The organism is Catalinimonas locisalis, from assembly GCF_038039535.1.
In the GTDB taxonomy this organism is placed as follows: domain Bacteria; phylum Bacteroidota; class Bacteroidia; order Cytophagales; family Cyclobacteriaceae; genus Catalinimonas.
On record NZ_JBBPHP010000007.1, the window covers coordinates 34,146 to 58,615 of the forward strand.

27 protein-coding genes are annotated in these 24,470 nt (G+C 41.6%); 18 read left to right on the forward strand and 9 right to left on the reverse strand.

Translation table 11 applies throughout. The annotated features are described in order from the left end of the window. Positions 1-159 precede the first annotated feature (159 nt). The 14 genes from WJR50_RS11230 to WJR50_RS11295 all read left to right on the forward strand — a co-directional run bounded on the left by WJR50_RS11230 (position 160) and on the right by WJR50_RS11295 (position 11,763). Positions 160-876, forward strand: a complete 717-nt coding sequence (locus WJR50_RS11230; RefSeq protein WP_341293367.1) for a DUF3667 domain-containing protein — start codon at positions 160-162, stop codon at positions 874-876. Between the two features lie 413 nt (positions 877-1,289). Next, positions 1,290-1,877, forward strand: coding sequence for a hypothetical protein (locus WJR50_RS11235; RefSeq protein ID WP_341293368.1), 588 nt, complete (start codon positions 1,290-1,292; stop codon positions 1,875-1,877). Positions 1,878-2,053: 176 nt separating this feature from the next. Then, positions 2,054-2,281, forward strand: a complete 228-nt coding sequence (locus WJR50_RS11240) for a DUF7660 family protein (protein ID WP_341293369.1) — start codon at positions 2,054-2,056, stop codon at positions 2,279-2,281. A 14-nt stretch (positions 2,282-2,295) separates the two neighbouring features. Further along, on the forward strand, positions 2,296-2,592 hold the full coding sequence (locus WJR50_RS11245) for a hypothetical protein (RefSeq protein WP_341293370.1): 297 nt from the start codon (positions 2,296-2,298) through the stop codon (positions 2,590-2,592). A 232-nt stretch (positions 2,593-2,824) separates the two neighbouring features. After that, positions 2,825-3,457 (forward strand): class I SAM-dependent methyltransferase, encoded by a 633-nt coding sequence (locus WJR50_RS11250; protein ID WP_341293371.1) that lies wholly within the window; start codon positions 2,825-2,827, stop codon positions 3,455-3,457. Next, a complete protein-coding gene (locus WJR50_RS11255) occupies positions 3,457-4,146 on the forward strand; it encodes a DUF4386 domain-containing protein (RefSeq protein ID WP_341293372.1) in 690 nt (229 codons plus the stop codon). Before WJR50_RS11250 ends, WJR50_RS11255 begins: the two co-directional genes overlap by 1 nt. A gap of 188 nt (positions 4,147-4,334) precedes the next feature. Next, positions 4,335-4,754, forward strand: coding sequence for a hypothetical protein (locus tag WJR50_RS11260; RefSeq protein ID WP_341293373.1), 420 nt, complete (start codon positions 4,335-4,337; stop codon positions 4,752-4,754). A gap of 209 nt (positions 4,755-4,963) precedes the next feature. Continuing rightward, a complete protein-coding gene (locus WJR50_RS11265; RefSeq protein WP_341293374.1) occupies positions 4,964-5,737 on the forward strand; it encodes a hypothetical protein in 774 nt (257 codons plus the stop codon). A 197-nt stretch (positions 5,738-5,934) separates the two neighbouring features. Continuing rightward, on the forward strand, positions 5,935-6,393 hold the full coding sequence (locus tag WJR50_RS11270; RefSeq protein ID WP_341293375.1) for a hypothetical protein: 459 nt from the start codon (positions 5,935-5,937) through the stop codon (positions 6,391-6,393). A 178-nt stretch (positions 6,394-6,571) separates the two neighbouring features. After that, positions 6,572-7,186, forward strand: a complete 615-nt coding sequence (locus WJR50_RS11275) for a hypothetical protein (protein ID WP_341293376.1) — start codon at positions 6,572-6,574, stop codon at positions 7,184-7,186. Between the two features lie 179 nt (positions 7,187-7,365). Beyond that, positions 7,366-8,910 (forward strand): twin-arginine translocation signal domain-containing protein, encoded by a 1,545-nt coding sequence (locus WJR50_RS11280; RefSeq protein ID WP_341293377.1) that lies wholly within the window; start codon positions 7,366-7,368, stop codon positions 8,908-8,910. 210 nt (positions 8,911-9,120) lie between these two features. Next, positions 9,121-9,870, forward strand: a complete 750-nt coding sequence (locus tag WJR50_RS11285; RefSeq protein WP_341293378.1) for an MBL fold metallo-hydrolase — start codon at positions 9,121-9,123, stop codon at positions 9,868-9,870. 166 nt (positions 9,871-10,036) lie between these two features. Then, positions 10,037-11,254: a porin gene (locus WJR50_RS11290; protein WP_341293379.1), complete on the forward strand. Its 1,218-nt coding sequence runs from the start codon at positions 10,037-10,039 to the stop codon at positions 11,252-11,254. A 20-nt stretch (positions 11,255-11,274) separates the two neighbouring features. Next, on the forward strand, positions 11,275-11,763 hold the full coding sequence (locus WJR50_RS11295) for a hypothetical protein (RefSeq protein ID WP_341293380.1): 489 nt from the start codon (positions 11,275-11,277) through the stop codon (positions 11,761-11,763). 9 nt (positions 11,764-11,772) lie between these two features. Here WJR50_RS11295 and WJR50_RS11300 read toward each other — a convergent pair whose 3' ends face one another. The 3 genes from WJR50_RS11300 to WJR50_RS11310 all read right to left on the reverse strand — a co-directional run bounded on the left by WJR50_RS11300 (position 11,773) and on the right by WJR50_RS11310 (position 14,126). Beyond that, a complete protein-coding gene (locus WJR50_RS11300; RefSeq protein WP_341293381.1) occupies positions 11,773-12,990 on the reverse strand; it encodes an FG-GAP repeat domain-containing protein in 1,218 nt (405 codons plus the stop codon). A 186-nt stretch (positions 12,991-13,176) separates the two neighbouring features. Then, on the reverse strand, positions 13,177-13,785 hold the full coding sequence (locus WJR50_RS11305; protein WP_341293382.1) for a hypothetical protein: 609 nt from the start codon (positions 13,783-13,785) through the stop codon (positions 13,177-13,179). Then, the gene (locus tag WJR50_RS11310) at positions 13,782-14,126 is read right to left on the reverse strand and encodes a PadR family transcriptional regulator (RefSeq protein WP_341293383.1); all 345 of its coding nucleotides are present in this window, start codon (positions 14,124-14,126) and stop codon (positions 13,782-13,784) included. Before WJR50_RS11310 ends, WJR50_RS11305 begins: the two co-directional genes overlap by 4 nt. 125 nt (positions 14,127-14,251) lie before the next feature. Here WJR50_RS11310 and proB point away from each other — a divergent pair, with 125 nt between their 5' ends. After that, a complete protein-coding gene (proB, locus tag WJR50_RS11315; protein ID WP_341293384.1) occupies positions 14,252-15,325 on the forward strand; it encodes a glutamate 5-kinase in 1,074 nt (357 codons plus the stop codon). Positions 15,326-15,349: 24 nt separating this feature from the next. Here proB and cysM read toward each other — a convergent pair whose 3' ends face one another. From cysM to WJR50_RS11330, 3 genes are all read right to left on the reverse strand, one after another. Then, a complete protein-coding gene (cysM, locus tag WJR50_RS11320; RefSeq protein ID WP_341293385.1) occupies positions 15,350-16,228 on the reverse strand; it encodes a cysteine synthase CysM in 879 nt (292 codons plus the stop codon). Between the two features lie 9 nt (positions 16,229-16,237). Next, positions 16,238-17,065: a serine acetyltransferase gene (locus tag WJR50_RS11325; RefSeq protein WP_341293386.1), complete on the reverse strand. Its 828-nt coding sequence runs from the start codon at positions 17,063-17,065 to the stop codon at positions 16,238-16,240. Between the two features lie 133 nt (positions 17,066-17,198). Beyond that, positions 17,199-18,416 (reverse strand): serine hydrolase domain-containing protein, encoded by a 1,218-nt coding sequence (locus WJR50_RS11330; RefSeq protein WP_341293387.1) that lies wholly within the window; start codon positions 18,414-18,416, stop codon positions 17,199-17,201. Positions 18,417-18,709: 293 nt separating this feature from the next. Between WJR50_RS11330 and WJR50_RS11335 the strand changes: the two genes are divergently transcribed. Further along, a complete protein-coding gene (locus WJR50_RS11335) occupies positions 18,710-20,251 on the forward strand; it encodes a SulP family inorganic anion transporter (protein ID WP_341293388.1) in 1,542 nt (513 codons plus the stop codon). Between the two features lie 109 nt (positions 20,252-20,360). Continuing rightward, positions 20,361-21,620, forward strand: a complete 1,260-nt coding sequence (locus WJR50_RS11340) for a glutamate-5-semialdehyde dehydrogenase (RefSeq protein ID WP_341293389.1) — start codon at positions 20,361-20,363, stop codon at positions 21,618-21,620. 95 nt (positions 21,621-21,715) lie between these two features. Here WJR50_RS11340 and WJR50_RS11345 read toward each other — a convergent pair whose 3' ends face one another. From WJR50_RS11345 to WJR50_RS11355, 3 genes are all read right to left on the reverse strand, one after another. Continuing rightward, on the reverse strand, positions 21,716-22,264 hold the full coding sequence (locus tag WJR50_RS11345; RefSeq protein ID WP_341293390.1) for a YceI family protein: 549 nt from the start codon (positions 22,262-22,264) through the stop codon (positions 21,716-21,718). 73 nt (positions 22,265-22,337) lie between these two features. Then, entirely contained in the window at positions 22,338-22,787 is a 450-nt protein-coding gene (locus tag WJR50_RS11350) for a MarR family winged helix-turn-helix transcriptional regulator (protein ID WP_341293391.1), read from the reverse strand. 72 nt (positions 22,788-22,859) lie between these two features. Continuing rightward, the gene (locus tag WJR50_RS11355; protein ID WP_341293392.1) at positions 22,860-23,804 is read right to left on the reverse strand and encodes a hydrogen peroxide-inducible genes activator; all 945 of its coding nucleotides are present in this window, start codon (positions 23,802-23,804) and stop codon (positions 22,860-22,862) included. A gap of 211 nt (positions 23,805-24,015) precedes the next feature. Between WJR50_RS11355 and WJR50_RS11360 the strand changes: the two genes are divergently transcribed. After that, a complete protein-coding gene (locus WJR50_RS11360; RefSeq protein ID WP_341293579.1) occupies positions 24,016-24,372 on the forward strand; it encodes a Dps family protein in 357 nt (118 codons plus the stop codon). The last annotated feature ends 98 nt before the right edge of the window (positions 24,373-24,470 follow it).

The following is a 24,470-nucleotide window of genomic DNA, read 5'->3' on the forward strand; positions in this document are numbered from 1 at the left end:
AAGGTGTTTTACCGGAATAGGTTGTGCAAATATTGCTGCTGCGATATATAGTGTTAGGAGAGATGAAAAGCCTGAAAGCCTCGGCTGCACTTTCATCGGAATAAGTCTGATTGTGATAGCCTGTTAACTAAAGCCAGAAATCCCGAAAATAGAGTTTAGATGAACTGCCCAAACTGTAATACTACGATTGACGGTAAATACTGTTCAAACTGTGGGAAATCACCAGAGCTGGCCAGAATAGACGGTAAATACATACGGGGAGAAATAGGAAGCGTATTAAACCTTGACAAAGGAATTCTGCTGACTGTACGGGAACTGCTGCTGAGGCCCAATCAAAGTATCCGAGCATTTCTTTTTGAAGACAGAAGCAGGCTGGTGAAGCCCATCATTTTTATCATCATTTGCTCCCTGATTTACAGCATAGCCCAAGGGGTATTGCACTTTGAAGATGGGTATGTTGAATACTCTACTGCGGCCCAGGATGCTATAGTTATAGTGATCTTTAAGTGGATTCAGGCAAACTACGGATACGCAAATATCATCATGGCATTTTTTATTGCTTTCTGGACCAAGCTTCTGTTCCGAAAATGGAAGTATAGTTATTTTGAAATTCTTGTACTTATATTCTTTGTGATGGGAATTGGGATGCTGATTTATTCGGTTTTTGGGATTATTGAGCGACTAAGCAGTTTAAGGGTGTTTCATGTAGGGGGCGTAATTGGTACTTTATACGCTTCCTGGGCAATTGGGCAGTTTTTTGATCAACGAAAGCTAATGAGTTACGTGAAAGGTCTGTTGTCCTACCTATTCGGGACCATAAGTTTTTTTTTCCTGGCGATGCTCATAGGTTTCATCCTTGAAAGCCTGATGAGATGATAAACTCAGATCAATAAACCAATTAAGCTTAACTGAATCTGGCTTTACCTCTTCGTCCATGCTGTTGTTTGCTGTCCTATCTTTGTGTCTTCATAAACATATTTTATTTTTCAAATGAAGAGGTTTGGGCGCGTGGGTGGCAAAGAGTATTAGAGGCGCACCAGCTGAGGCTTGCGCTGGGTTTAGTGTAGGTTAGCTCCTTGCCTATGTCGGCATCTTCATAAACCTGTTCTGTTTGAGTGAAATGCAGACTCATACTCATCATCTTTAGGTTAAAAACGAATTTTTTTATCAGAAATATGTGCAATTCTTTTATCTTAGGGAATAGACAGGTGTCTGTTGTGGCTCGCAATAGGTATTATCTCATCAGGCACAAACCAATCTAATAAAATACCAACCTAATGGCAAATCCTATGAGCACTCTAAAAGTACTTTTCGCTGTATTTCTTTCCCTCTTATTCATTTCATGCCAGGAAGATGAGGATGAGGCATGGCCTCAGTTATTATTAAACTCCGATATTGAGGAAGGCACTAACTGGCCTGCCGAATGGGTAATCAATGAAGTGGAGGGAGAAGCACTGGAATTTATCTGGACAGAAGAAGAGGCTTTATCGGGATCAAAGTCATTACAAATCTACAAAGACAATGATGAGAATGCTGAGGAAGAAGTGTGGGGTTTTTGGGCGCAGGTATATGAAGGGGATATCCCCCATGGCAAAGATGTTGAGCTTTCGGCCATGATCAAAGGCAATGAAATAGAGGGACAGGGAGTTGCCATTGTGATGCGAGCCGATCGTGAAGGCTTGTCCCCTGAAGATGGGCAATTTGTGACCACGCAAGGCAATACCGATATCAAAGGTACATTTGACTGGACAAACTATAGCATTGTACTGAATGATCTTGAGCCCGATGTACACACGATCTTTATATTTTTATTATACACCGGCGGTACTACGGGAGAAGTATATTTTGATGATGTAACCCTCTCAGTGGTGGAATAAATAGACTCATGTGCTCCTGTTTGTGTCTTCATAAATATGTTCGGTTTCCTATTTGAGAGGTCTAAGCCCGATGGTGAAGACACTAAGGAGGGGGCAAAGAGTATTTGAGGCGCACAAGCGGACGCTTGCGCTGGGTTTAGGGGATTTGTTTACTTTATATTTTAAATAAATGAAAAATGACAAGAACAGAATTCATAGAGTTTTTAAAAGGATTTCTGAACGACTTAGAAATGAACAAAACTGAATGGGAAAATAAGACGCTTGAGGATTTTTTAGAAGCAATGATTGCATATACCAAAGATGTTCAAGGTTTTTATGACAATATGAATTTAAACATCAATGCAGATATTCCAACATGGGAAAATTTTAAAACAATTCTTGAGGGTGCTTCAGTATATGAATAACATAAAAATAATTTATGACTGAATCTTATATTCAATATGCTGCAGGATATCAGAAAGATGATATAGATGAAATGGATATAAAAAAAGCCATCCAAGACATTCAAGAGATGGAGGAGGAGCATGCTGCTTTTTGGGTTTCTATAATTACCAAGGATGAAAATATAATTGAAGTAAATAAGGATTTATCGCTTTCAGTAGTTTTTGATGGAGAAGAAACCAAATATCAAGCAACAGACTGGAACGAAGTTGAAAAACTCCTTCAGCTTTTATTAAATCAGAAGTTTGAAGAGATCAAGGAGAAAATAATTTAATAAAGAACCCACTGCTGCGCGTTTAGCGAAGCGTAACGCGTTGCTTGAATATTAAGAATGTCGTTAATAAGAATGAGTATGGGAATCACAAGCAGGAAGCTTGTGTGGGTTTGATAAGAAAGCAGGAAGCTTGTGTGGGTTTGTTGGTTTGTATAAAGGGCGTGGGGAGTTTAAATTAGTTTTCCATATCTTAGTCAGTAAGAGAAAGCATTAACCCCAAAGATCAGTACCAATGAAAATGGATATCCCCACCAAAGCAGAAAGGTTTTGGGATAGAACGGCCAGCCATTACGACCGGGCAGAGGAAGGAGATCAGAAGACCTTCCTGCAAATCATTGAACGAAGTAAAAGTCATTTAAAAGCCAGCGATCTGCTTTTGGATGTGGGTTGCGGCACCGGTCTGGCAGCTAATACTCTCGCCCCAGCAGTAGCAGAGATTCATGCTATTGATATCTCCTCCAGCATGATTGAAATCGCCAGAGCAAAGGCGGAAAAACAACAGATCCATAATATTGACTATCGTCATGCTACGGTTTTTGACGATCAGCTGAAGCCAGGGGCCTATAATGTGGTGCTGTGCTTGTATCTCCTTCATTTACTGGATGATCCGGCGCAGGTGATGCAAAGATTATATGCACTGCTGAAGCCGGGAGGAATTTTTATCTCTGTTACGCCCTGTATGGGTGAAAAGCCTGTTCAGGCTGCTTTGTTTTCTGTATTGAGCAGTATTGGAATGACGCCTCCCATCAAAAAGTTTAAGCGCACCGATCTGGAAAACCTCATCTCTAGAGGAGGATTCCATATTGAGGGATGCGAGCTTTTGACCAACACTTCCAATCAGTATTTCGTCCTTGCCTCCCGATAATGATGCAAAAAATCAAGCTGAAAATAAGATGTGTAGGCGCATTATTTTTAGCAGGTATGCTGGCCGGTGTATTGAGTGTGGTTCCGGAAGTTGATTCAGCAGAATACTTGAATGAAGCAGCAACCAACGCCCATCAGGTGCGCATAGGAGCCTCTTTCCAGTTTATCATGGCGCTGGCTTATATGGGAATCGGGATTTTCTTGTACCCCATCCTCAAAAGCTTTGATAGAAGCTTAGCGATTGGCTTTCTGAGTTTTAGGATCATTGCCGCCACACTGGTAATCGTGGGAACGATCGCCTTATTATCTATCCTGGCATTAAGTCAGGAGTATGCACGCTATCTTCCGCAATCACCTGTATATCTGGAGGCATTAGGCAATGTACTCAAAGCCACGCGTGACTACATCAATCACGTGTTTATGATACTTGTGTTGTGTGCGGGCAATATCATACTGTATATACTGTTTATCCGGACAAGATTAATTCCTAATTGGCTTGCGGTATGGGGTGTAATAGGAAATCTCCTGTCTGTGGTGGCTAGTGTATTGATTTTATTTCAAATCATGGATATTATCAGCACTCCCTATATCCTGTTGAATGTGCCTACTGCATTACAGGAATTGATTTTAGCAATATGGCTGCTTACAAAAGGTTTTGATGGCAAAGTATTGCTGGCGAAGGAAGCGTAAAGCGTAGCTTGTGTATTGAAGAATACCGTCAATGAAAATTAGCATGTGGAGCGCACAAGCGGACGCTTGTGCAGTTGAGAGACATTTGAAAGAAGCGATAAAGGGTAAAATGCTGCTATTATTATTTTCTGTGCCAACGGCTGAAACAAAAAGTGTAAGACGATTATTAAACACATAAATACAGTGATATGCCTATCAATAGTTTGGTAAAAAGAGTAAGTCCCAAAAACCTTTTCTTAATGGATAGTATGGGTGCTTTGTTGACTGCTTTGATGTTGGGATTTGTGCTGACCAGCTTTGAAAATGTGTTTGGCGTGCCTACAAGAATACTGTATATATTATCAGTGCTTGCCTTCAGTTACAGTGTGTATTCTTTTGTCTGTTTTCTGAAAGTAAAAGAGAAATGGAGACTTTTTTTGAAAGGGATTGCCGTGGCAAACATAATGTATTGCTTTCTTACCATTGGTCTGGTGATTTATCTGCGCTCAGCACTTACCAATCTGGGAATCACATATTTCCTGCTGGAAGTAATGATTATCTTAGGCCTGGTAGTCATTGAATTGAGGAAAGCAAACAGCCTGCACAATAAAGAGCCTTCGGTGAATTGAATAAATGAGCTTGGCTTGGCAGGCTAGCAGTTGAATAATGAGCATTTAAAGAGATTATCTTAACTTATTTAGAAAAGCAGAGCCGTAAGATGATAATAGCCGATTGTTATCCGGATGTATTGCAACAAATGGAAAAGATCAAATGAAAATAGCTGCTAGAGAGGCACAAGCGGACGCTTGCTCGGGTATAGAAAATAACCAACAGACAAATGAAAGGTAGTCTTTTTATCATAGCGTTTCTGTTCACAGTAAAATCTTTCGCCTGTAGTTGTGATACTCCGGGCATCATTGAAAAATACCTGAAAGCTGATTTTGTCGCAGTGGCAAAGATCACCAAAGTGTACAGCAATGAAGGAGAAGCAGAGACTTATAAGTCAGATATTCAGATTGACGAATTGTATAAAGGAGAAGCTTTAAAGTCAATTTACGTATATGGTCGTAGCGATGGAGAAATGGGTAGCTCTTGTGCTATATTTATTCCCGAAAATACCAGATTAATTGTATATGCACGTAAAAACGAAGAAGGAAAGTACGGTATAGGTATGTGTTCAGGACTGGTATATTTGAATGACAAAAGCGTAATCCAGCTGGATAAACAAAGAAAGGAGCTTCAGATTTTGAATACTTTCAAGGCAAATGGCCTGAACAGTGCGCCCAAGTTGAGCTTCTGGAATAACGAATTAAGAAACAGGGGGCTTTCGGATTCTCTTGATCGTTTTAAAAGTCTAAGATTAGACAAAAGTTTTGGCATATACGCCATGAGTTTTAATAGCGATTTGACAATTAAAAATGTAGAAGTGCTAAGCGGTTATAACGATTCAGTAGATGCTCAATTGATCAGTATTCTCAAAAACTGTATTTGGGGAAAGCAAATGAATATCAGGGGAGATATTCATCCTGAAAAGAGAAAGCAGTTGATAGGAATATATTTTTATGAGGAAGAAAGAGGTAATCCAAGCTTCCTGAGTCAATTTTACCTATAAAAATTTCAGGAAGTTATTCTTCAAGAAGGTAAATATCATCAAGGAATCGGAGCTGTTATCAGGTTTGTAGGAAGAAAGCCTGAGCTGTCTATTTAAGCATCTCTAAAGCAAGTAAAGGAGGTGTTATTTGGAGTTTTCCAACTTTCAGGCTTGTCAGCGTGTCAGAGATGGTAGAAGATATTCTAAAATACGAACGTATGAAGTATTTACTATTGACACTAATCATCACCCTGGGTTTGAACGCCTGCTCATTAGAAAATGGTGTGGATATGGAGAGCGCACCTGAGGAATCTGATACAGGAGAAGTGGAGCAGAAATGGAAATTGGTGCAGATGTCGGGAAGTATTGCCAATGTACCTCCCACTACCGGAAGTGATATGCCCTGGCAGGAGTATTATGTATTGTATACTGATAGTACCTTCCTTAAATCCAGAACCGTGGGTGGCGTAGAAGAGCAGGCAGGTGGAACCTATGCTTTTGTTGTGCTTGAAGATGGTGAGTACCTGGAGCTCAGCTATGCCTCAGATAATGAGCTGATCGGAAACTGTTCACAAGAAGCCAAAGAGTTTTTATACCTGGAAAATGAAGATAAGTTGATTGGCACATGGTGGGCCTGTGACGGTCCGGGCCTGGTGTACCAAAGGGTAGAGGAATAAGCTGAGCTACTAAAATCTAATTAGCTATGTCTAATTCATTGGAATATATTTAGCTTCAAATATGTCATGCAAGAATAAGCTTCTTCAGGAGACCAAAGTTTTTTTGAAGCTAACGATTTTTAATTTAATGCATCATGTAAAGCTGATTCTTATATTTTTTTTGGCAGTTTCATTTCAAATGAAGCAGCCTGATTATTTTGAGGGAAGGATTATTTACGAGTCTTTGAGTGAGGATGAACATGGAAAGCTTGTACCTTCAAAATATATTGGAAAGCAGGAGTACTTTTATAAAGACACTTTTTACAAATTCATCCTCCATGACAGAGAAGGCAGGGATGGCAGGAATTTAACCGAAATTATTGTCAATACTGCTGACTCTTCCCGCTTTAGTGTACATCATAGAGAAAGAACAAAAACATCCCTGGGCATGGAAGCTGCTTCTGAGGCTTATCTTCCCCTTGAAGTAAACTTTATTCACGCCGAAGATACTCTCCTGGGCTATCCCTGTAAAAAATATGAAATGCTTCAACTGGATTTTTATACCCAAACCAAGTTGAGGAGTTATTTGTGGGTAGCTGAAGATTTGGCAGTAAAGAATTTACCTTTACTAGGCAAAATATTTGGATACCGGAATACTCTCATCAAAGATGGCTCATTGGAGGGCATCATATTGAAGTACCAGTCAGAGGCTACCGCCTCAACCAAAGGATTGGTCATTCAGGCTACTCAGATTGATCCTGTGGAACTGGATTTTTCAGAATTTGCCATACCCGCTATGTACTTTCCAAAGTAATTTTTTCTATTCTCAGTACAGCTTGTTATAGATTCAGGCTTTCTATCAAAACATTCTTCTAAAACCTCCAAAATTCGCTTATCTTAGGTGAGAAGCATGTCATAGGGTTTGTCTTATATATTCAAGCCAAACTTGCCTTATGGCATAAGGTATTTTCATCTTTCTAACCTTAATTTATTTTGGGAAACTTACAGGAAAGCTCCAGAAGAGACTTCATTAAAAAATCTGCACTGGCAGCTACAACTTTGGGCCTGATGCCGCATTTACATGCCGGCAATATTTCTAAAGCAGGATTGGCAGGCAGATTGACAGACCAAAGTATCATAGGAATTCAGATGGCAGCGCATAGTATGTTTGATGAAGGCATAGCGCTAGTAATGGATTTTCTTGCCGATGAAGCTGAGATCAATACGCTTATGATTTATAGTCATACCTATTACGGGATTGGCAATAAGCCTTATCAGGTACTGGCAAAAGATCATATCAAGCCCCCGAAAAATCTGATTGATCGTAAGCTGCCGCCGGTTTGGGTAAAACATAATGAAGAAGCCTTTAAAGACACAAAGTTGAGGCATGCTAAACCTGATCCGGCTCTGGAGTATCAGCATAGAGATATATTCAAAGAAGTACTCAAGCCTGCCAGAGAAAGAAACATGAAAATATATGTGAGGATGTTGGAATCAGGAGGAGGAGCAGGTGAAAACCAGATCATCAATTATGATATGGTGAAAGTAGTAGACATTTATGGCAACAAAGGAGATATCGCCTGCTGGAATAATCCTGATTATCAGCAATGGCTCTTTGCCACCATGGAAGATATGTTTAACGCTTATGAGATAGACGGCTTACAGTATGGTGCCGAAAGGACCGGCCCTTTGTCTCTATTACTTTTCAAAGGAGAAGTTCCTTCCTGTTTTTGCGAACATTGTCAGCAAAGAAACAGAAGTAAGGGTATTGATCCTGAGCGTGCGCGGGAGGGCTATCGTTTACTTTATGAATACATCAAGAAAGTAGAGACGGGTACTGCTGATAAAACAGAAACAGTGATGACCCATATCTGGAGGTATCTGCAACAGTATCCTGAGCTCCTTGGCTGGAACTATCAATGGTTTCAGGCGGATGAAGAAAACCAGCAGCAGATCTACGATCGGGTGAAGAAGATCAATTCAGCGGTAGTTGTTGGCCGACATGTAGACCATCAAAGGTCCAGCTGGGATCCTTTCTATCGTGCGGCTATCAGCTATGATGAGATGACGAAGTCCGCAGATTTCATCAAACCTATTCTCTACCATGATATCTACGGCCCCCGGCTACGTTGGTGGGTGATAGAGGAGTGGCAGCAAAGGATGTTTAATGATTTTACCCGTGAGGAAACGCTCAATTACCTTTACAAAACCATGGGTTATTCACCTGAATCTCAGATTGCTCTGGATAAATTAGCTGTGGAAGGAATGGGCCCCGAATATGTTTATAGCGAAATAAAACGCTGTGTAGATAGCATACAAGACGGAACAGAAGTAGTGGCCGGATTAGGTATTGATGTGATGTGGCATGGAAAGGATGGTAACCCACAACCTTTTCCTTCCGACCCTGTGCGTCTGCAAAAAGCAGTTTACAAAGCTGTGGAAGCCGGGGCTAGTGGATTACTTGCATCCCGAGAATATGATGAAATGAGATATTCCAGTTTGCGAGCATTTGGTGATGCGGTACGTCAGCTGAAATAATATGAGGAGTAAGTATAAATCTATGAGATAGAAACTGAGAAGGCTCCACCATGTATTTAATTGAAAATATATACATGCTGTTGTAAATTTGACGATAGACGACTGCCAAATCCAGTTTTATATTCTACAGTGCGTTATATCCAACAAAATCAGGCACATTGTGTTTATGTAAAGGTCTTTGTAAAATCATTAAACCAAACACTACTAACTATGAAATTACTTTTCAGCTTAGCAAGCTTGATGTTTATCTCCGGTCTGTTGATCGCCCAGGATAAAATTTCTACCGATAAAGGAGCGCTTACGATCAATCCCGTTCTCCACAGTACGATGGTGCTGGAGTGGGATGGCAAAACAATCTTCACTGACCCTTATGGCGGAGCTGAAGCTTTTTCCTCATTTGAGGCGCCCGACCTCGTACTGATTACCGATGTTCACGGAGATCATCTGAATGCAGAAACCCTATCTGCATTAGACCTTTCTGATACAGAACTGATCGCGCCTCAGGCGGTAATTGATCAGTTGGGAGAGGTGAAATTTAAGCAAACCCATGCACTGGCCAATGGAGAGGAAACGGATTGGCAATCTATAGGTGTAGAAGCTTTGCCGATGTACAACTTGCCGGAAACTGATGATTCTCGTCACCCTAAAGGCAGAGGAAATGGTTACATACTCACTATGGGAGGTAAGCGTGTATATATCTCCGGCGATACCGAGGACATTCCAGAAATGCGTTCTCTTGAAAATATAGACGTAGCTTTTGTCTGCATGAATTTGCCTTATACCATGGATGTGCAGCAGGCTGCCGATGCTGTGCTGGAATTCAAACCTGATATTGTCTACCCTTTTCACTACCGTGGAGGCGGAGGACAGTTTAGTGATGTGGAAGAGTTTAAAAGACTGGTTAACGAAGGAGATGAAGACATAGAAGTCCGTTTAGGGGAGTGGTATCCGGCCAATTAAGTGCTTGTAATTAGATAATGGACTGCTGAATTCAGCTAAAAAATTTATATTTTTACCCCAGCAGAATGGGGATATCCCGCTGGGTGTTGAGCAACATCTCAAAACTCAGCTTTTTTATTTTTTGCCTGAAGATAGCATAGGCATAACTATTATTTACGTCCATTACATGTTTAACAAACTACGAACAACCTTACTATGCACTTTTTGTATAGGTACAGTTCACTTTGCCCAGGCTTTTCAAAAAGAGGAAAGCATAGAAAAAGATTCGCTAGACACGCAGATTGAGTACACCTCCAGGGGTTTTCAGTTTACTGCGCCTGACAATAAATTTCAGTTGCAGATTGGCGGCAGGCTTCAGTTCAGGTTTGCCACGCCTAATGATCAGGACCCTATTACCTTTGAAGATTTTGATCCTGAACGTAAAACGGTTTTTAAAATCAACCGCGCACGTTTGAAGGTAGGAGGCCATACCTTTCAGCCCTGGTTGAAATACTATTTTGAATATGAATTAGGTGCATCAAGATTACTAGACTTTAGGGTAATGATAGAGAAGTGGCCCTGGCTAAATTTCAAATTGGGGCAATGGAAGACAGAATATACCCGAGAAAGGGTGATTTCCAGTGGCAGACAGCAAATGATGGAGCGTTCTATCATTAATCGTCCTTTCACCTTAGACCGGCAGCAAGGTATCTCGGTGTACGGGCATATCCAAAAATCCAAAATTGCTGACTTTAATTATAACCTGGCTTTGCTTACCGGTTCGGGTATCAATAATCGGGAAAATGATGATGAAAACCTGATGTACGTTGCCCGTGTGCAGTGGAATTTTTTAGGAGAAGCAGTACCTATGGTAGGCTCAGACCTGGAAGACCGTGAAGATCCTCTGGCTTCGGTAGCATTGGCCGGAGCAAGTAACAGAAGCCGGTATACTAGGTTTTCTTCTTCTGGGGGAGGAAGTCTATTCGGTTTTGAAGAAGGTGAACCTGGGCAGTATACGATCAATCAGTGGTTGTTTGAGACAGCTTTTATGTACCGTTCATTCAGCTGGCATAGCGAAATGCACCTGAAAAACATTCATGATCATGTGAATCAAACATTTACCCGGCTAAGAGGAGGATTCTGGCAGGCAGGCTATGTACTAAACCATGAATCTGCCACCAGCAAGCCATTATTTGAACCGGCATTTCGTTATGCGATTTTCCAACCATCAATTGGTTTTCCTCAATATGCAAGAGAAGAGTTTGCTCTGGCTCTCAACTGCTTCTTTAATGAGCATGCCAATAAGCTCACCGCGGATGTCACCTATTTTGAATTTGAAGAAGGAGACCTAGGAGATTCTCTTCAAAGCTGGCGATTTAGGGTACAGTATGAAGTTTCCTTTTAAATTTGCACAAAAAGATATTTATGGATTATCCACAACCTTACATCATACAGTATGTAGGATTTCAGACCGGATTAGAGGAAGATGCTTTTTTGCAGAGCTGGTCACCTTTTGCCAGCAGTATCAAATCTGCCGGTATTGAGCAGATTGACATCTATAGGATTCAGAACAAAGAAGTGCTGACGTATATTTCACGCAATGTGTGGCCGGCAGCAGCTTTCCTTAAAAACTTTCCTTCGGGCGTGCCCGGAGCAGCCCGCACCCAGGATGTAGTGGTACTCCAGTTTGGCGGATACTGGCTACGAGAAGATGAAATTGATAGCCCGGACAGTATGTTACTGCTCTTTCAGCGCACACCGATTGAACTTGAAGAAAAAGGGGGTATCATCAGAAAAAGAGTAACTGAAAATGTGCCTTTTCAGCAGCTAATAGTAGTATCAAAACCTGCGCAGGAATATAGTTCTACCAATGAGCAGTTTGCCTTTCACTGTACTCATTTGAAAAGCATGTAAAATGAAGTATCAGGGAGAAGCAATTTTCCAGTAACTCACGTGCGTATTCATGGCATCAAACTTCTGAGGCTGAATTTCATCGGCAGCATAGACTACTGTTTTTCCATCCAGTTTTTTGGGTAACAAACGCATTTCGTGTACCCCCCAGCCTTCTGAAAACACAGCCTTTTTAAACTGCCTGTTGCCCTGATTGATGTAGGCGTAAATTTTGGGATTGGGGTTATAAGGAAAATCCCAGCCTCCGGCAGTCATTTCACCTACCAGAAAGTCTGGCTTTTCGTCTTCATTCAAGTCTAGTACTACCAGACTGTGAGGTGCATCCAGTCCACTGTCAATAGGGTACTGACGCCAAGTATTTTCCATGTTTCCGGTTTCAGGGTCAAAAAGACTTAGACGAGCGTCAGGAATTTCTGCTTCGGAAACGACTATTTCCAAAGTACCATCGCCATCAAAATCAGCCACACCGTGTTTGTTCATGCCTGCCCATCGCCACTCACTATTTTCCCAGTCACCAAACTGATGAAACTCCCAGTTTTCCTGGGCTGGGTTTTCAGGTGCTTCTATCCAGAACATACCACTCACGATATCCTCTCTTCCATCACCATTGATGTCAATAATTTCCATACCCGACTGATTTCTGTGGGGAAAAGTACCTATGTGATAAGTAGTCCATTCCTGTGTTGGGTCTTCCGGAACTATAAACATATACATATCTCTTCTGGACTTATTGGCGATAACTGCTTTTGTCAGTTTTCCATCTGAGTTTTCAAAGATGAAAGGCTCAATGTCATGAGGTGCGGAAAAGCCCTGTTCCCAGAGACTCGCAATTTCGTATCCTTTCCAGTATTGTTCACCCTCCACTTCATCAAACCACATCAAACTGGCATCTCTGAGATTTGAAATATGTCCGCGAGCAACTACGATTTCATCCACACCATCATCATCCAGATCCATGGCACAGCCTCCATTGGAATATCTATGCTCAGGGTTTTCCTCTACCACTACTTTTTTTGATGCTGAACCGATAGGCCACTCAGTGATGGGTGTACGTCCCCAGCCCACCAGCTTATCGCCATCCGATCCTTTGCGATAGACCAGATTGGCCAGATGCTGTGCTCCAAGGTGCCCGATGATGACATGCTCAGTTTCAATCTCAGAAGGCTCAGTGCTTATATATTCAGCAGTAGCTTGAGTAGTAGATGCCGGAGCCTCACAAGAGGAAATCATACATACAACGGATAGGAGCGAAAAAAATGAAGTAGAAACTTTTACAAAATTAGTCTTTGTGTTGATTGGTTGTTGTTTGTTCATGGTGATAAACGTACTTACTTAGTTAAAAAAATTCGTTTATCACTAATCTATAAAAAAGTACGAATTAAGCTAATCCTATGACCTTCAGCATACGGATAAATGCTATTCAATAGATCTTTTGTACATTCTGAAGAACAGAAAGGGAAGAAATCCGAAGGCGAAGAGCATAGCTCCCAATATTATTAATATGGTGGCACCTTGTAAATGTAACAATTTAAAGACTACTGATAAACCTGTTAAAAAGGCACTGGAAAAGCCAAGAATAAGCCTAATCTTTTCCGATAATGCCTGACTGATATTTACTTTATAACGGTCAATTGCCAGCAGTGGTAAAAAAATTAATACGAATGCCAGAATTCCGTAATTAAACATATTAGGTCCTCCGGGCCAGCGCAAAATAATGAACAAATAGCCAATACTTACACTCATAGAAGCCAGCAGACCGATGGCATACATAATCTTTTTCATACGAATAATTTTATTAAAGTTTAACAGAAATACAGTTTCCCCTTGTATCTCATTTAGCCCATTAGGGCTAAGTTGAACGATAGCTTTATCGTAAGCAGCATCAAAGCTTTTCCCCTTCTTTATTTCATGCTCAATCACGCAACAAATATGATCCAACAGGTCCTCCTTCAGGCTTTCCATAGTGATGCCTGCTTCCTCTATCTTTTTCTGGATATGTATAACCTGCTCTTCGTTCAGTCTCATGAAGTGAAAGTGTTGAACTGAGGGAAGACTATGTGCTGGATGGTTTTCAGAAACTCCTGCAATTCAGCGAACTGTACTTCTTTCTGCACCTCTCCCTGCTGGGTAAGTTGATAATATTTGCGTACGCGTTTGCCGATATGCACCTTTTCTACTTCTACCAGTCCATCATCCAGTAGCTTGTGCAGGGCTGGATACAGCGAACCTTCTTTGATCAGTATCTTATTATTAGAGATTTCCTTCACTTTTTGCGTGATTTCATAGCCATACATTTTACCCTCATCGGCCAGAAGCTTTAGGATAATGGTAGTGAGTGTGCCTTTGATCAGTTCGCTAGAGTTCATAAGCACAATATACAAAGAATTAAAATACATCAAAATTCTATGTATTAAATTTTTAGCTAATGCATGGATTTGCATTTGCAAAAAAACGATTCTTTATACCTTTGCTTTGATAAAACCCATATGCCTTGAGTAAACAGAAAGTCGTCGTCAAGATTGGATCAAATGTGATTGCCCGTGCCCAGGGAGAAGTCAATACTGAGCTGTTGCAGTCGCTCTGCAGTCAGTTAGCCAGCCTGCATCAGTCAGGGTTTTCACCTATTCTGGTTTCTTCCGGTGCAGTGGCAGCCGGCAGAGGGCGGTTTACTCTGGAGAAAAAAACAGATCCGGTTACACAGCGACAACTATTGGCAGCGGTAGGGCAAACTCATCTGATGAATATTTACAGCCGCATCCTGATGGAACATCAACTGACTTGTGCTCAGGTACTGGTCACCAAAGAAGATTTCAGAGACCGCAGGCATTACCTGAACATGCGCAACTGTCTGGAAGGTATGCTGACTCATGGAGTAATCCCGATTATCAATGAGAATGATGTGGTGTCTGTCACCGAGCTGATGTTTACCGATAATGACGAGCTGGCGGGTCTTGTAGCTGCCATGGTAGATGCGCCTAAGTTAATTATTCTTTCCAATGTAGCCGGTATTTATGATCGTAATCCTAAAGAGCCTGAGGCGCAATTACTTAAAGAAGTAGACCGAGGGATGGATCTGAGCCAGATGATAAGCATGGAAAAATCAGATTTTGGCAGAGGAGGTATGCTGACTAAAGCAGCCATGGCACAGAAACTGGCAGATATGGGGATCAGTGTTCATATTGCCGGAGGGCATATGGAGCGAATCATAGAGCGTATTGTCAGGGAAGAAGAAGTAGGTACCCGCTTTATACCGGAAAAGAAAGTAACTGGAGTAAAACGTTGGCTCGGACATGCGATGGGATATGCCAGCGGTAATGTTTATGTAAATGCCGGAGCCAAAAGGGCATTGGTAGATTCACGCCAAGCCACCAGCTTATTACCCATTGGTATTGTGAAGGTAGAAGGGGAGTTTGAAAAAAATGATATTGTTAACCTGAAAGATGAGTCAGGCCATACTTTTGGACTGGGCAAAGCCCAATATGATGCAGAAAGCGCTAAACAACTCATGGGTAATCAGGGACAGAGGCCTCTGGTGCATTACGATTATTTGTATTTGTTTCCTTAATACACAATGGCTCTAAGCAACAACCTAATCAAAAAGATCAGAGCTTAGGTAACGGTCGCCCCGGTCGCAGACGATGAAGACAATTACGCCTTCTTCCAGTTCTTCGGCCAATTTTAGAGCAGCCTGCAAAGCACCGCCGCTGCTCATGCCAGAAAGTATTGCTTCCTCTTTGGCCAAACGACGGGCCATGATTCGGGCTTCATCTTCGCTCACATCAATAATTCTGTCAACACGCTCACGTTCAAAGATTTTGGGCAGATATTCTGGCGACCAACGCCGGATGCCCGGTATGCTGGAACCTTCGGTAGGTTGCGTTCCTACTATCTGAATGTTGGGGTTTTGTTCTTTCAGATATCGGGAAACGCCCATAATCGTTCCGGTAGTGCCCATAGCCGATACAAAATGTGTTACCTTACCTTTTGTATCTCGCCAGATTTCCGGACCAGTGGTCTTGTAGTGCATCCCATAATTATCCGGGTTGGCAAACTGGTTGAGCATATAATACCCTTGATTGGCAGCCATCTCCTCAGCAAGCTGACGTGAATATTCAATCGTTTTGTCAGCAGGGGTAAGCATAACTTCAGCCCCGTAAGCTTTCATGGCTTGAATACGTTCCTGAGTAGCATTTTCTGGCATGAGCAGTGTCATGTGGACTCCCATAGATTGAGCAATCATCGCCAGAGCGATACCTGTATTGCCGCTGGTTGCTTCTACCAGTTTATCTCCCTTCTTGATTTCTCCCCGATCAAGCGCTCCTTTGATCATCCCATAGGCTGCGCGGTCTTTTACACTTCCCCCCGGGTTCTGTCCTTCCAGTTTTCCGTAAATAGCAATGTTTTTATAGTTAGGGATGTACTCCAGTTTAACTTGAGGAGTATTGCCAATCAGGTCAAAAAGGGTCATGGGTATGGGTTATTTAAAAATAATTAAATCGGTTTGTCCTTGTTCACTATTATGCATTTGGGCCTGATAGTACACTTTGGAGTGAGGCGGAATGGAGCGGGTAAGCCATACATTACCGCCAACTATAGAGTGATGGCCTATCACCGTATTGCCTCCCAGAATGGTAGCCCCGGAATACACCACAACGTGATCCTCAATAGTAGGATGGCGCTTGACACTGGCATCTTCCTTATTCACGCTCAATGCCCCTAATGTTACTCCCTGATAGATTTTTACATAATTACCAATAACTGTTGTTTCCCCGATTACCACACCGGTACCGTGATCTATGCAAAAGTAATCTCCGATGGTTGCCTTAGGGTGGATGTCTATGCTGGTAATACTGTGGGCATACTCAGTGATCAATCTGGGGATACTTTTTACCCCTAAATGGTGAAGCTTGTGAGCTATTCGGTAGGCAGCAATGGCGTAGAAACCTGGATATGTGCGGACTACCTCATCTCTGGTTTGCGCTGCAGGGTCACCTTCAAAGGTAGCATCAATATCTTTCTGCAGGTCATCATAAATTTTGGGTATAGCCTGAAAAAAAGCATTTGCTATATTTTCCGGCTGATCACTTTCATGTATTAAGTTAGTATACAGAATTTTACCCATATCCAGCTTCATTGCCCGTATTCTTTCTTCAAAATCATCAAAAGAGCCTACATTTTCCTGGGCATAGGGAGGGAAGAGTATCCCCATCAACTCATGGTAAAAAGTAATGATAGCTTTGGTAGAAGGACATTTGATACACTCCTGATGTGAACGATAAAGCCTTTTGGCAAATGAAGAGTCCATACGCTAATAAATGTAAGAAAGAATACTAGTCACTCTGAATACGACCTGAATTTGTAAAAAGTTTGATTATCTGCTTCTGCATAAGCAAAGAAATTTCTGATGCTTAAGCAATTGAAAATAATTACATATTATCTTATTCAATAATAGCCTGATATACAAGTTGTTGAAATTTTTTACTGTAGAAATCTGTGTAGGGGGCAAACTGAGTCATGAGGATGCCTATCAGCTCTTCCTGTGGATCAATGAAAAAGTAAGTGTTATAAGCACCCGACCAGCCGAAGGTCCCCACCGACCCCAATGCTTTTGGCTCAGACAGCTCAGTCCGTACAGAAAAGCCCAACCCAAAGCCATAACCATCTCCGAAAAAATCTCCTACATGGTTGATGGTCATCAATTCTACGGTTTTTGGGCTTAGTAACTGCTTTCCACCCAGTTCACCTTTATTGAGCAGCATCCGGCAAAAACGCATATAGTCCTCTGCTGTTGAAAAAAGCCCATGCGTTCCGCCGTAAATAGTATTTCCGGTAGTAGGTGTTTGCCTTTCACTTAGGCTCAGTTCGCCTGCTTGATTTTTGATATGCAAACCCACTACACGCTCTTTTTTATCTTCCGCTACATTATAGCCGGTATCTTGCATGCCCAATGGATCAAAAATACGTGTTTGTAAAAATTCGGCAGTATTCATACCAGAAAACTGCTCAATCAGCAAAGACAATACATCAGGAGCAGCACTGTAATACCATTGTTCACCGGGCTGACCTACCAATGGAAGTTTAGGTAATACGTTTACTCTGTCTTCTATATTTTGATGTTGCTGCATGTAAAGTGATTCGCGGTATTTTTTGTCCAGCTCACTACTACCGAGTCCATGGGATAAGCCAGCAGTATGGCTGAGCAGATGCCAGATACGGATAGGCTCTTTTAAACTATCGGTTTCATTCTCTGAAGATTGTACCTGCATATCGGCAAAGGCAGGTAAGTAATTTTCCAGCGGGTCATTTAAGTCAAAATGTCCCTCTTCATACAGCATCATAAAAGCAACACTGATGATGGGCTTGGTCATGGATTGTATAAAGAAGAGCTGGTCTTTTTGCATGGGATCACTTTCTGATAAGTGGCTTAAACCATAGCTCTGGTAGTGGGCGGTCACTCCATTTCTTACAATCAGGCTTACTGCACCGGCTAAGTCTCCTTTTTCAATCTCCTGATTGAGGTAGGCGGATAAGCGAGCGATTCTTTCTTCAGAAAAACCTGCTTTTTGAATATCAATGGGAGGAAGCTCCTGTCCATGGAGAGAGAAGCTGACGAATAATAGTAGCGGTAGGAATAAATTTTTAATGGTAAGGCTCATAGTAGGCTGTTTGGTATTGAAAAATTTTTCTAAAATAACACTAATTATTTTCTTTCAAGTCTGAACTTTATTGGCGGGATTATTGGTTTGTGTCTTTCACAAAAAATTATCCTGCATAATGTGAATTTTTCATAATTGCATTTATTTCTTTGAATAAATGCGTACATTTGCGACTTATTTGCGAAGAAACGCTAATAGCAACCTACAGGTCATTCCGATCTGAATTTCCATTGAAATTATTAATTGAAAGTACCAGAGGATGCCCCTGGCAGGGGAGTCCTGTTATCAAAGTTATGAAACAGTATTTTAAGTTATTTGATTTAACCCAAAAGGTAGATTACAAAACCGAAATTTTATCAGGACTAACCGTAGCGCTGGCCTTAATTCCAGAAGCCGTGGCTTTCTCCCTGATTGCTGGTTTGTCACCGCTCACCGGTTTGTACGCCGCTTTTATGATGGGTTTGGTTACGTCTGTACTAGGAGGGAGGCCCGGTATGATCTCCGGTGCTACCGGAGCTGTAGCGGTGGTCTTGGTAAGTCTGGTCAAATCGCATGGTGTAGAATATATCTTTGCTACAGTAATCTTGGCAGGAGTTATACAGATGCTGGCTGGTGTATTGAAGCTCGGAAAGTTCATCCGGCTGGTGCCCCATTCAGTAATGTTTGGTTTCGTAAACGGGCTGGCTATCGTCATTTTCCTTTCTCAAATGGATCAGTTTAAGGTGATCAATGCAGCAGGCGCACTGGAGTGGATGAGTGGCTCTACATTGTATCTGATGCTTGGCCTAGTACTGATTACCATGCTCATCATTTGGGGGCTACCCAAGCTGACTAAAGTAGTTCCAGCTTCTTTGACAGCCATTTTGGTGGTGTCAGGCATTGTGATTGGTTTTGGTATAGAAACCAAAACGGTTGGAGATATTGCTTCTATTCAGGGTAGCTTTCCTCCTTTCCATATTCCCGCAATCCCTTTTAATCTGGAAAGCCTACAGATCATTTTTCCATATGCACTAATTGTGGCGGGAGTAGGACTGATAGAAAGCCTGCTGACGTTAAATCTGATTGACGAGATTACCGAAACCCGTGGTAGGGGAAATAAAGAATGTGTAGCTCAGGGAGCAGCCAATATGCTATCGGGATTATTCTCGGGTATGGGTGGTTGTGCCATGATCGGACAAAGCCTGATCAACATATCTTCTGGCGCACGCGCAAGACTTTCGGGTATTGTGGCTTCGGTCATGCTGCTTTTCTTTATCATGTTTGGTGCCAGTATGATTGAGCAGTTGCCTATGGCAGCACTTACCGGACTGATGATTATGGTAGCCATCGGTACTTTTGAATGGGCCAGTATGCGAAGCTTTGGCAAAATGCCTACATCTGATGTTATCGTAATGGTTTTGGTTACTTTAGTGACAGTATTCCTGCATAACCTTGCCCTTGCCGTACTTATTGGCGTGATTATTTCAGCGCTGGTATTTGCCTGGGAGAATGCCAAACGTATTCGTGCCCGTAAGCATATTGATGAGCAGGGTGTGAAACACTACGAAATCTATGGTCCGTTATTCTTTGGGTCAGTGGCTACATTTAATGAAAAATTTGATGTGCTGAATGATCCTCAGGAAGTTATTATTGACTTTGCTGAGAGTAGGGTAGCCGATATGTCAGGAATAGAAGCATTGAATAAGATTACGGAGCGTTATCGTAAAGCCGGTAAAACTCTTCATCTGAAACACCTCAGCAATGATTGCAGAGTATTACTCAAAAATGCTGAGAAAGTTATTGATGTCAATATCATTGAAGACCCGACATACCGTCTGGCGGTAGATTCCATATAAAACAGAGGCTGCTCTTTTGGAGTGGCCTTTTTATTTGATTGTTTAAAAAGATAAGTCAATATCCCCGGTCTAAGCTTCTTTGTAAGTTATGATTTATTAATTTTAGGGTATGATTGCTGAAATGAATATCAACGAACATCTGAAGGCAGTACAAAAAGCTGCTCGTAAGGCTTATCTGTTGAGCGATAAACAAATCAATCAGGTACTGAATGAAGTAGCTGATCAGGCGGTTAAACAATTTGAAGCTATTCTGGAAGCCAACCAGAAAGATTTGGATCGCATGGATGCCGATGATCCAAAGTATGACCGCCTCATGCTCACTCTGGAACGTATTCAAAGCATTGCGGCTGATATGCGTAATGTGGCTAAGCTAGACTCCCCCTTAGGAAAAGTGTTGGAAGAGAAGACTTTGGAAAACGGTTTGCAGTTGCGTAAGATAAGCGTTCCTATGGGGGTGGTAGGGATCATTTATGAAGCACGTCCAAATGTTACTTTTGATGTATTTGCACTTTGCCTAAAATCCGGTAATGCCTGTGTACTGAAAGGGGGAAGTGATGCTGAATTTTCCAATATCGCAATTGTTGCGATCATCCATGAGGTTCTTAAAAAGCATCAGATTGACGAGCACATGCTTTACCTCATGCCAGCGGGAAGGGAGGCCACACAGGTGATGCTGGAAGCTGTGGGTTTTATAGACATTATCATTCCCAGAGGAAGCCAAGGGTTGATAAATTTTGTACGTGATCATGCCAAAGTGCCAGTGATAGAAACCGGGGCGGGCATCGTACATACCTACTTTGATAAAAGTGGAGATCTGGAAAAAGGTAAGAAAATCATCTTTAATGCCAAGACACGACGTGTAAGTGTCTGCAACGCACTGGACTGCCTTATTATTCATCGGGATAGAGTAGAAGATTTGGAAGAACTCACGCATGAGCTAATCACCAAAGAGGTGGAAATATTTGCTGATGCGGAAAGCTATGCGCAATTGGAAAACAAGTACCCGGTAGCTCTATTACACCAGGCTCAGCCAGAGCATTTCGGAACAGAGTTTTTAGCACACAAAATGTCCATCAAAACTGTACAAAACCTGGAGGAAGCTTTAGGTCATATTGCGAAATATAGCTCCAAGCATAGTGAAGCCATCATCGCTGAGGATAAAAAGACGGTTGAAGAATTTATGCAATCAGTAGATGCCGCGGCGGTTTATGCCAATACTTCTACTGCCTACACCGATGGTGCTCAGTTTGGTATGGGCGCTGAAATTGGAATCAGTACACAAAAATTACACGCTCGTGGACCAATGGCTCTACCGGAGCTTTGCAGCTACAAGTGGCAAATATACGGTGAAGGACAGGTGAGGGGATAAGTAAGATTAGAAGACCGAAGTCGGGAGTCTGAAGACCGAAGTTTACTTTCAACTTCCAGCTTCGGACTTCCCACTTCCGGCTTATTACTACAACATTATCCCTGCTTGGCGAACTGCACGTTAGCAATAATCTTTACCTGATCACTTACTACTGCACCTCCGGCTTCGGTAACGGCATCCCATCTTAAGCCAAACTCTTTACGGTTGATCTTTCCACTTACTTCAAAACCTACTTTGGTATTGCCATAAGGGTCTACCATGGTTCCGCCATATTCTACATCCAACTCTACAGGTTTTGTAATATCGCGGATGGTCATCTCTCCTGCTAATTTGTACGCTCCATCTCCGGTTTTCTTTAATTCTTTAGATGTAAAGCTAAGTTTAGGATATTGTTCAGCATTAAAAAAATCATCAGATTTCAAATGCGCATCTCTTTGCTCGTTATTGGTGCTGATGCTGTTGACATCTGCTGAAAAACTAATCTGAGCGTCAGAGAAATCTTCTTTTTCACTATTGAAGCTGGCTTCATACTTACCAAAGCTACCCGTAACGGTGGAAATTACCAGGTGCTTTACTTTGAACTGGATTTCTGAGTGCATGGGATCTAAAACCCAGCTTGCTTTTTTTTCTGCTACATTTTCCATAATTATTGAATTTAGTTGTTTATAAAATATTTGTCTATACAATTAATTAGATAAAAAATTTTAGCTGGGATGGCTACCCTCTGAATTTGTCTAGCAAATCATTCAAAAGATTAGCTTCTTCTATACTTAGGTTCTTCATATTGTCCATACTCTCATCCAGTTCAGGCTTTATCTGGTCTAATAATTCCAAACCCTTATCTGTTATCAGGATATCTACTTTTCGGCGATTACTGGGGCATTCTTTACGGGTGACATACCCACCTTTTCTAAGCTTTTCTACCAGGCGTGTGGCATTGGACATACGGTTGACCATGCGCTCGGTGATGAGAAGTAAAGATGAAGGATTAGGATGTTGTCCTTTCAGAATGCGCAATACGTTATACTGCTCCTGAGAAATACCAAAAGTTTTTAAACGCTGATTGATCTGACTGGACAGCCAACTTTCAGTTACCCTTATGTTCAGTATTGCTTTGTAATATGGGTTTTTAAACTGGTCCTGCTTTATTACTTCCTCAAGCTTCATGTTTTGTCTCTACTTTTGTTGTATATACAACGGTTAATATAACTAAAGGGTTTATTTTTCACAAAAAAAATTTCACATACGGATAAAAGAATCCACGATCTCATACTTTCCGGCAGTCCGTAAATGCTGAGGAATATTTTGCAATATACTATCTTTTAGCTTGTTGAAAATGTTTTGCTTATAGTGAAAACGGCTATGCACCAGGCTTATCTCTCTGACTACTTTCTGCCCGCTAATGTCTCTGAGCATATTTTCCTGCATAGCTCCTACACCTAATGTTGCCAACTCAGGAATGAAAGTAATCCCTCCCTGATGCTCTACGATGCGCATCAAAGAGGCAATAGAACTACTTTCGTAAGTAAATTTTTCCTGCGCTGTCTTTTTACCCAGATGGCAGATATCATTGATCTGGTTACGGAAGCAGTTCCCTTCTTTCAGCAGCCATAAGTCCCTGCCGCTAATCTCATCCAGATAGATGTTTTTTTGTGTATATAAGGGATGGTCTTCAGAAAGGTAGATGAAGAAACGTTCGTAGAACAATACCTCAAATATTAGTCCGCTGGCACTTACGGGAGTAGCAATAATTCCTGCGTCTATATTGCCATCCCTGATTTGGCTTAGAATTTCTTCAGTAGTCAATTCTGTGATATGAAGCTCAATTTCAGGGTATGTTGCATTGAATTGTCTTACAAACAGAGGGAGAAGGTAAGGTGCAAGAGTAGGGATGATTCCCACTTTGAGCAGGCCACTTTCTCTGCTTTGTAATTCTTCGGCAAGCCCTTGCAATCCTTTGAAAGACAAGGCAAGCTCTTTTACTTTCTCCAAAAATATTTTTCCGGATTCTGTAACCCGTATAGGTTTGTGTGTGCGGTCAAATAATACGAAACCAATCTCATCTTCCAGCTTTTTGAGCTGCATACTCAGCGCAGGCTGGCTCACGTGCGAGGCTTCCGCGGCTTTCATGATACTAAGGCGCTGATATACAGCCAAAGCGTATTGAAGTTGCTCTAGAGTCATAGTATAACTTTTGTTTATGTAAATATAATAATTATCAATTATTCTGATGGTAATGTATTGCGTATATTTGCTTATCAATACTTTAATATACGATGATGAATACAGCAGTCGCCAAGTCTCACACAGAGGTGAGAAACGAAAAACTTGTAAAGCAACTGAATCAACTTCTTGCTGATTATCAGTTGTATTACCAAAACCTGAGGGGTTTTCACTGGAACGTTCAAGGGCACCATTTTTCCATCTACACGATAAATTTGAATCATTATACCGAGAAGCAAGTGAAACCGTTGATGACATCGCTGAGCGTATTCGTGCGCTAGGGGCTACACCGCTGCATACTCTGGAGGATTATTTTCAGCAGGCCCAGCTTACATCAGCCAAAAATATCAGTAATGGTGAGGAGGCGGTTCACTTCACCATGAAAAACAATCAGGTATTATTATATGACCTTAAAGAAGTACTTCACCAGGCAGAAGATTATAAAGACGAAGCTACCATTACTCTGATCAGCGATCTGATTACTGCTACAGAAAAGCGTATCTGGATGTTGAAAGCATTTTTGGGTTAATGATTATTTGATTTTTGTGATTTCAATCAATTGGAGATTGTTTCGCTTGTGGCGGGACAATCTTTTTTTTGTAGTACATTTTATTTAGCCTTCGCCAA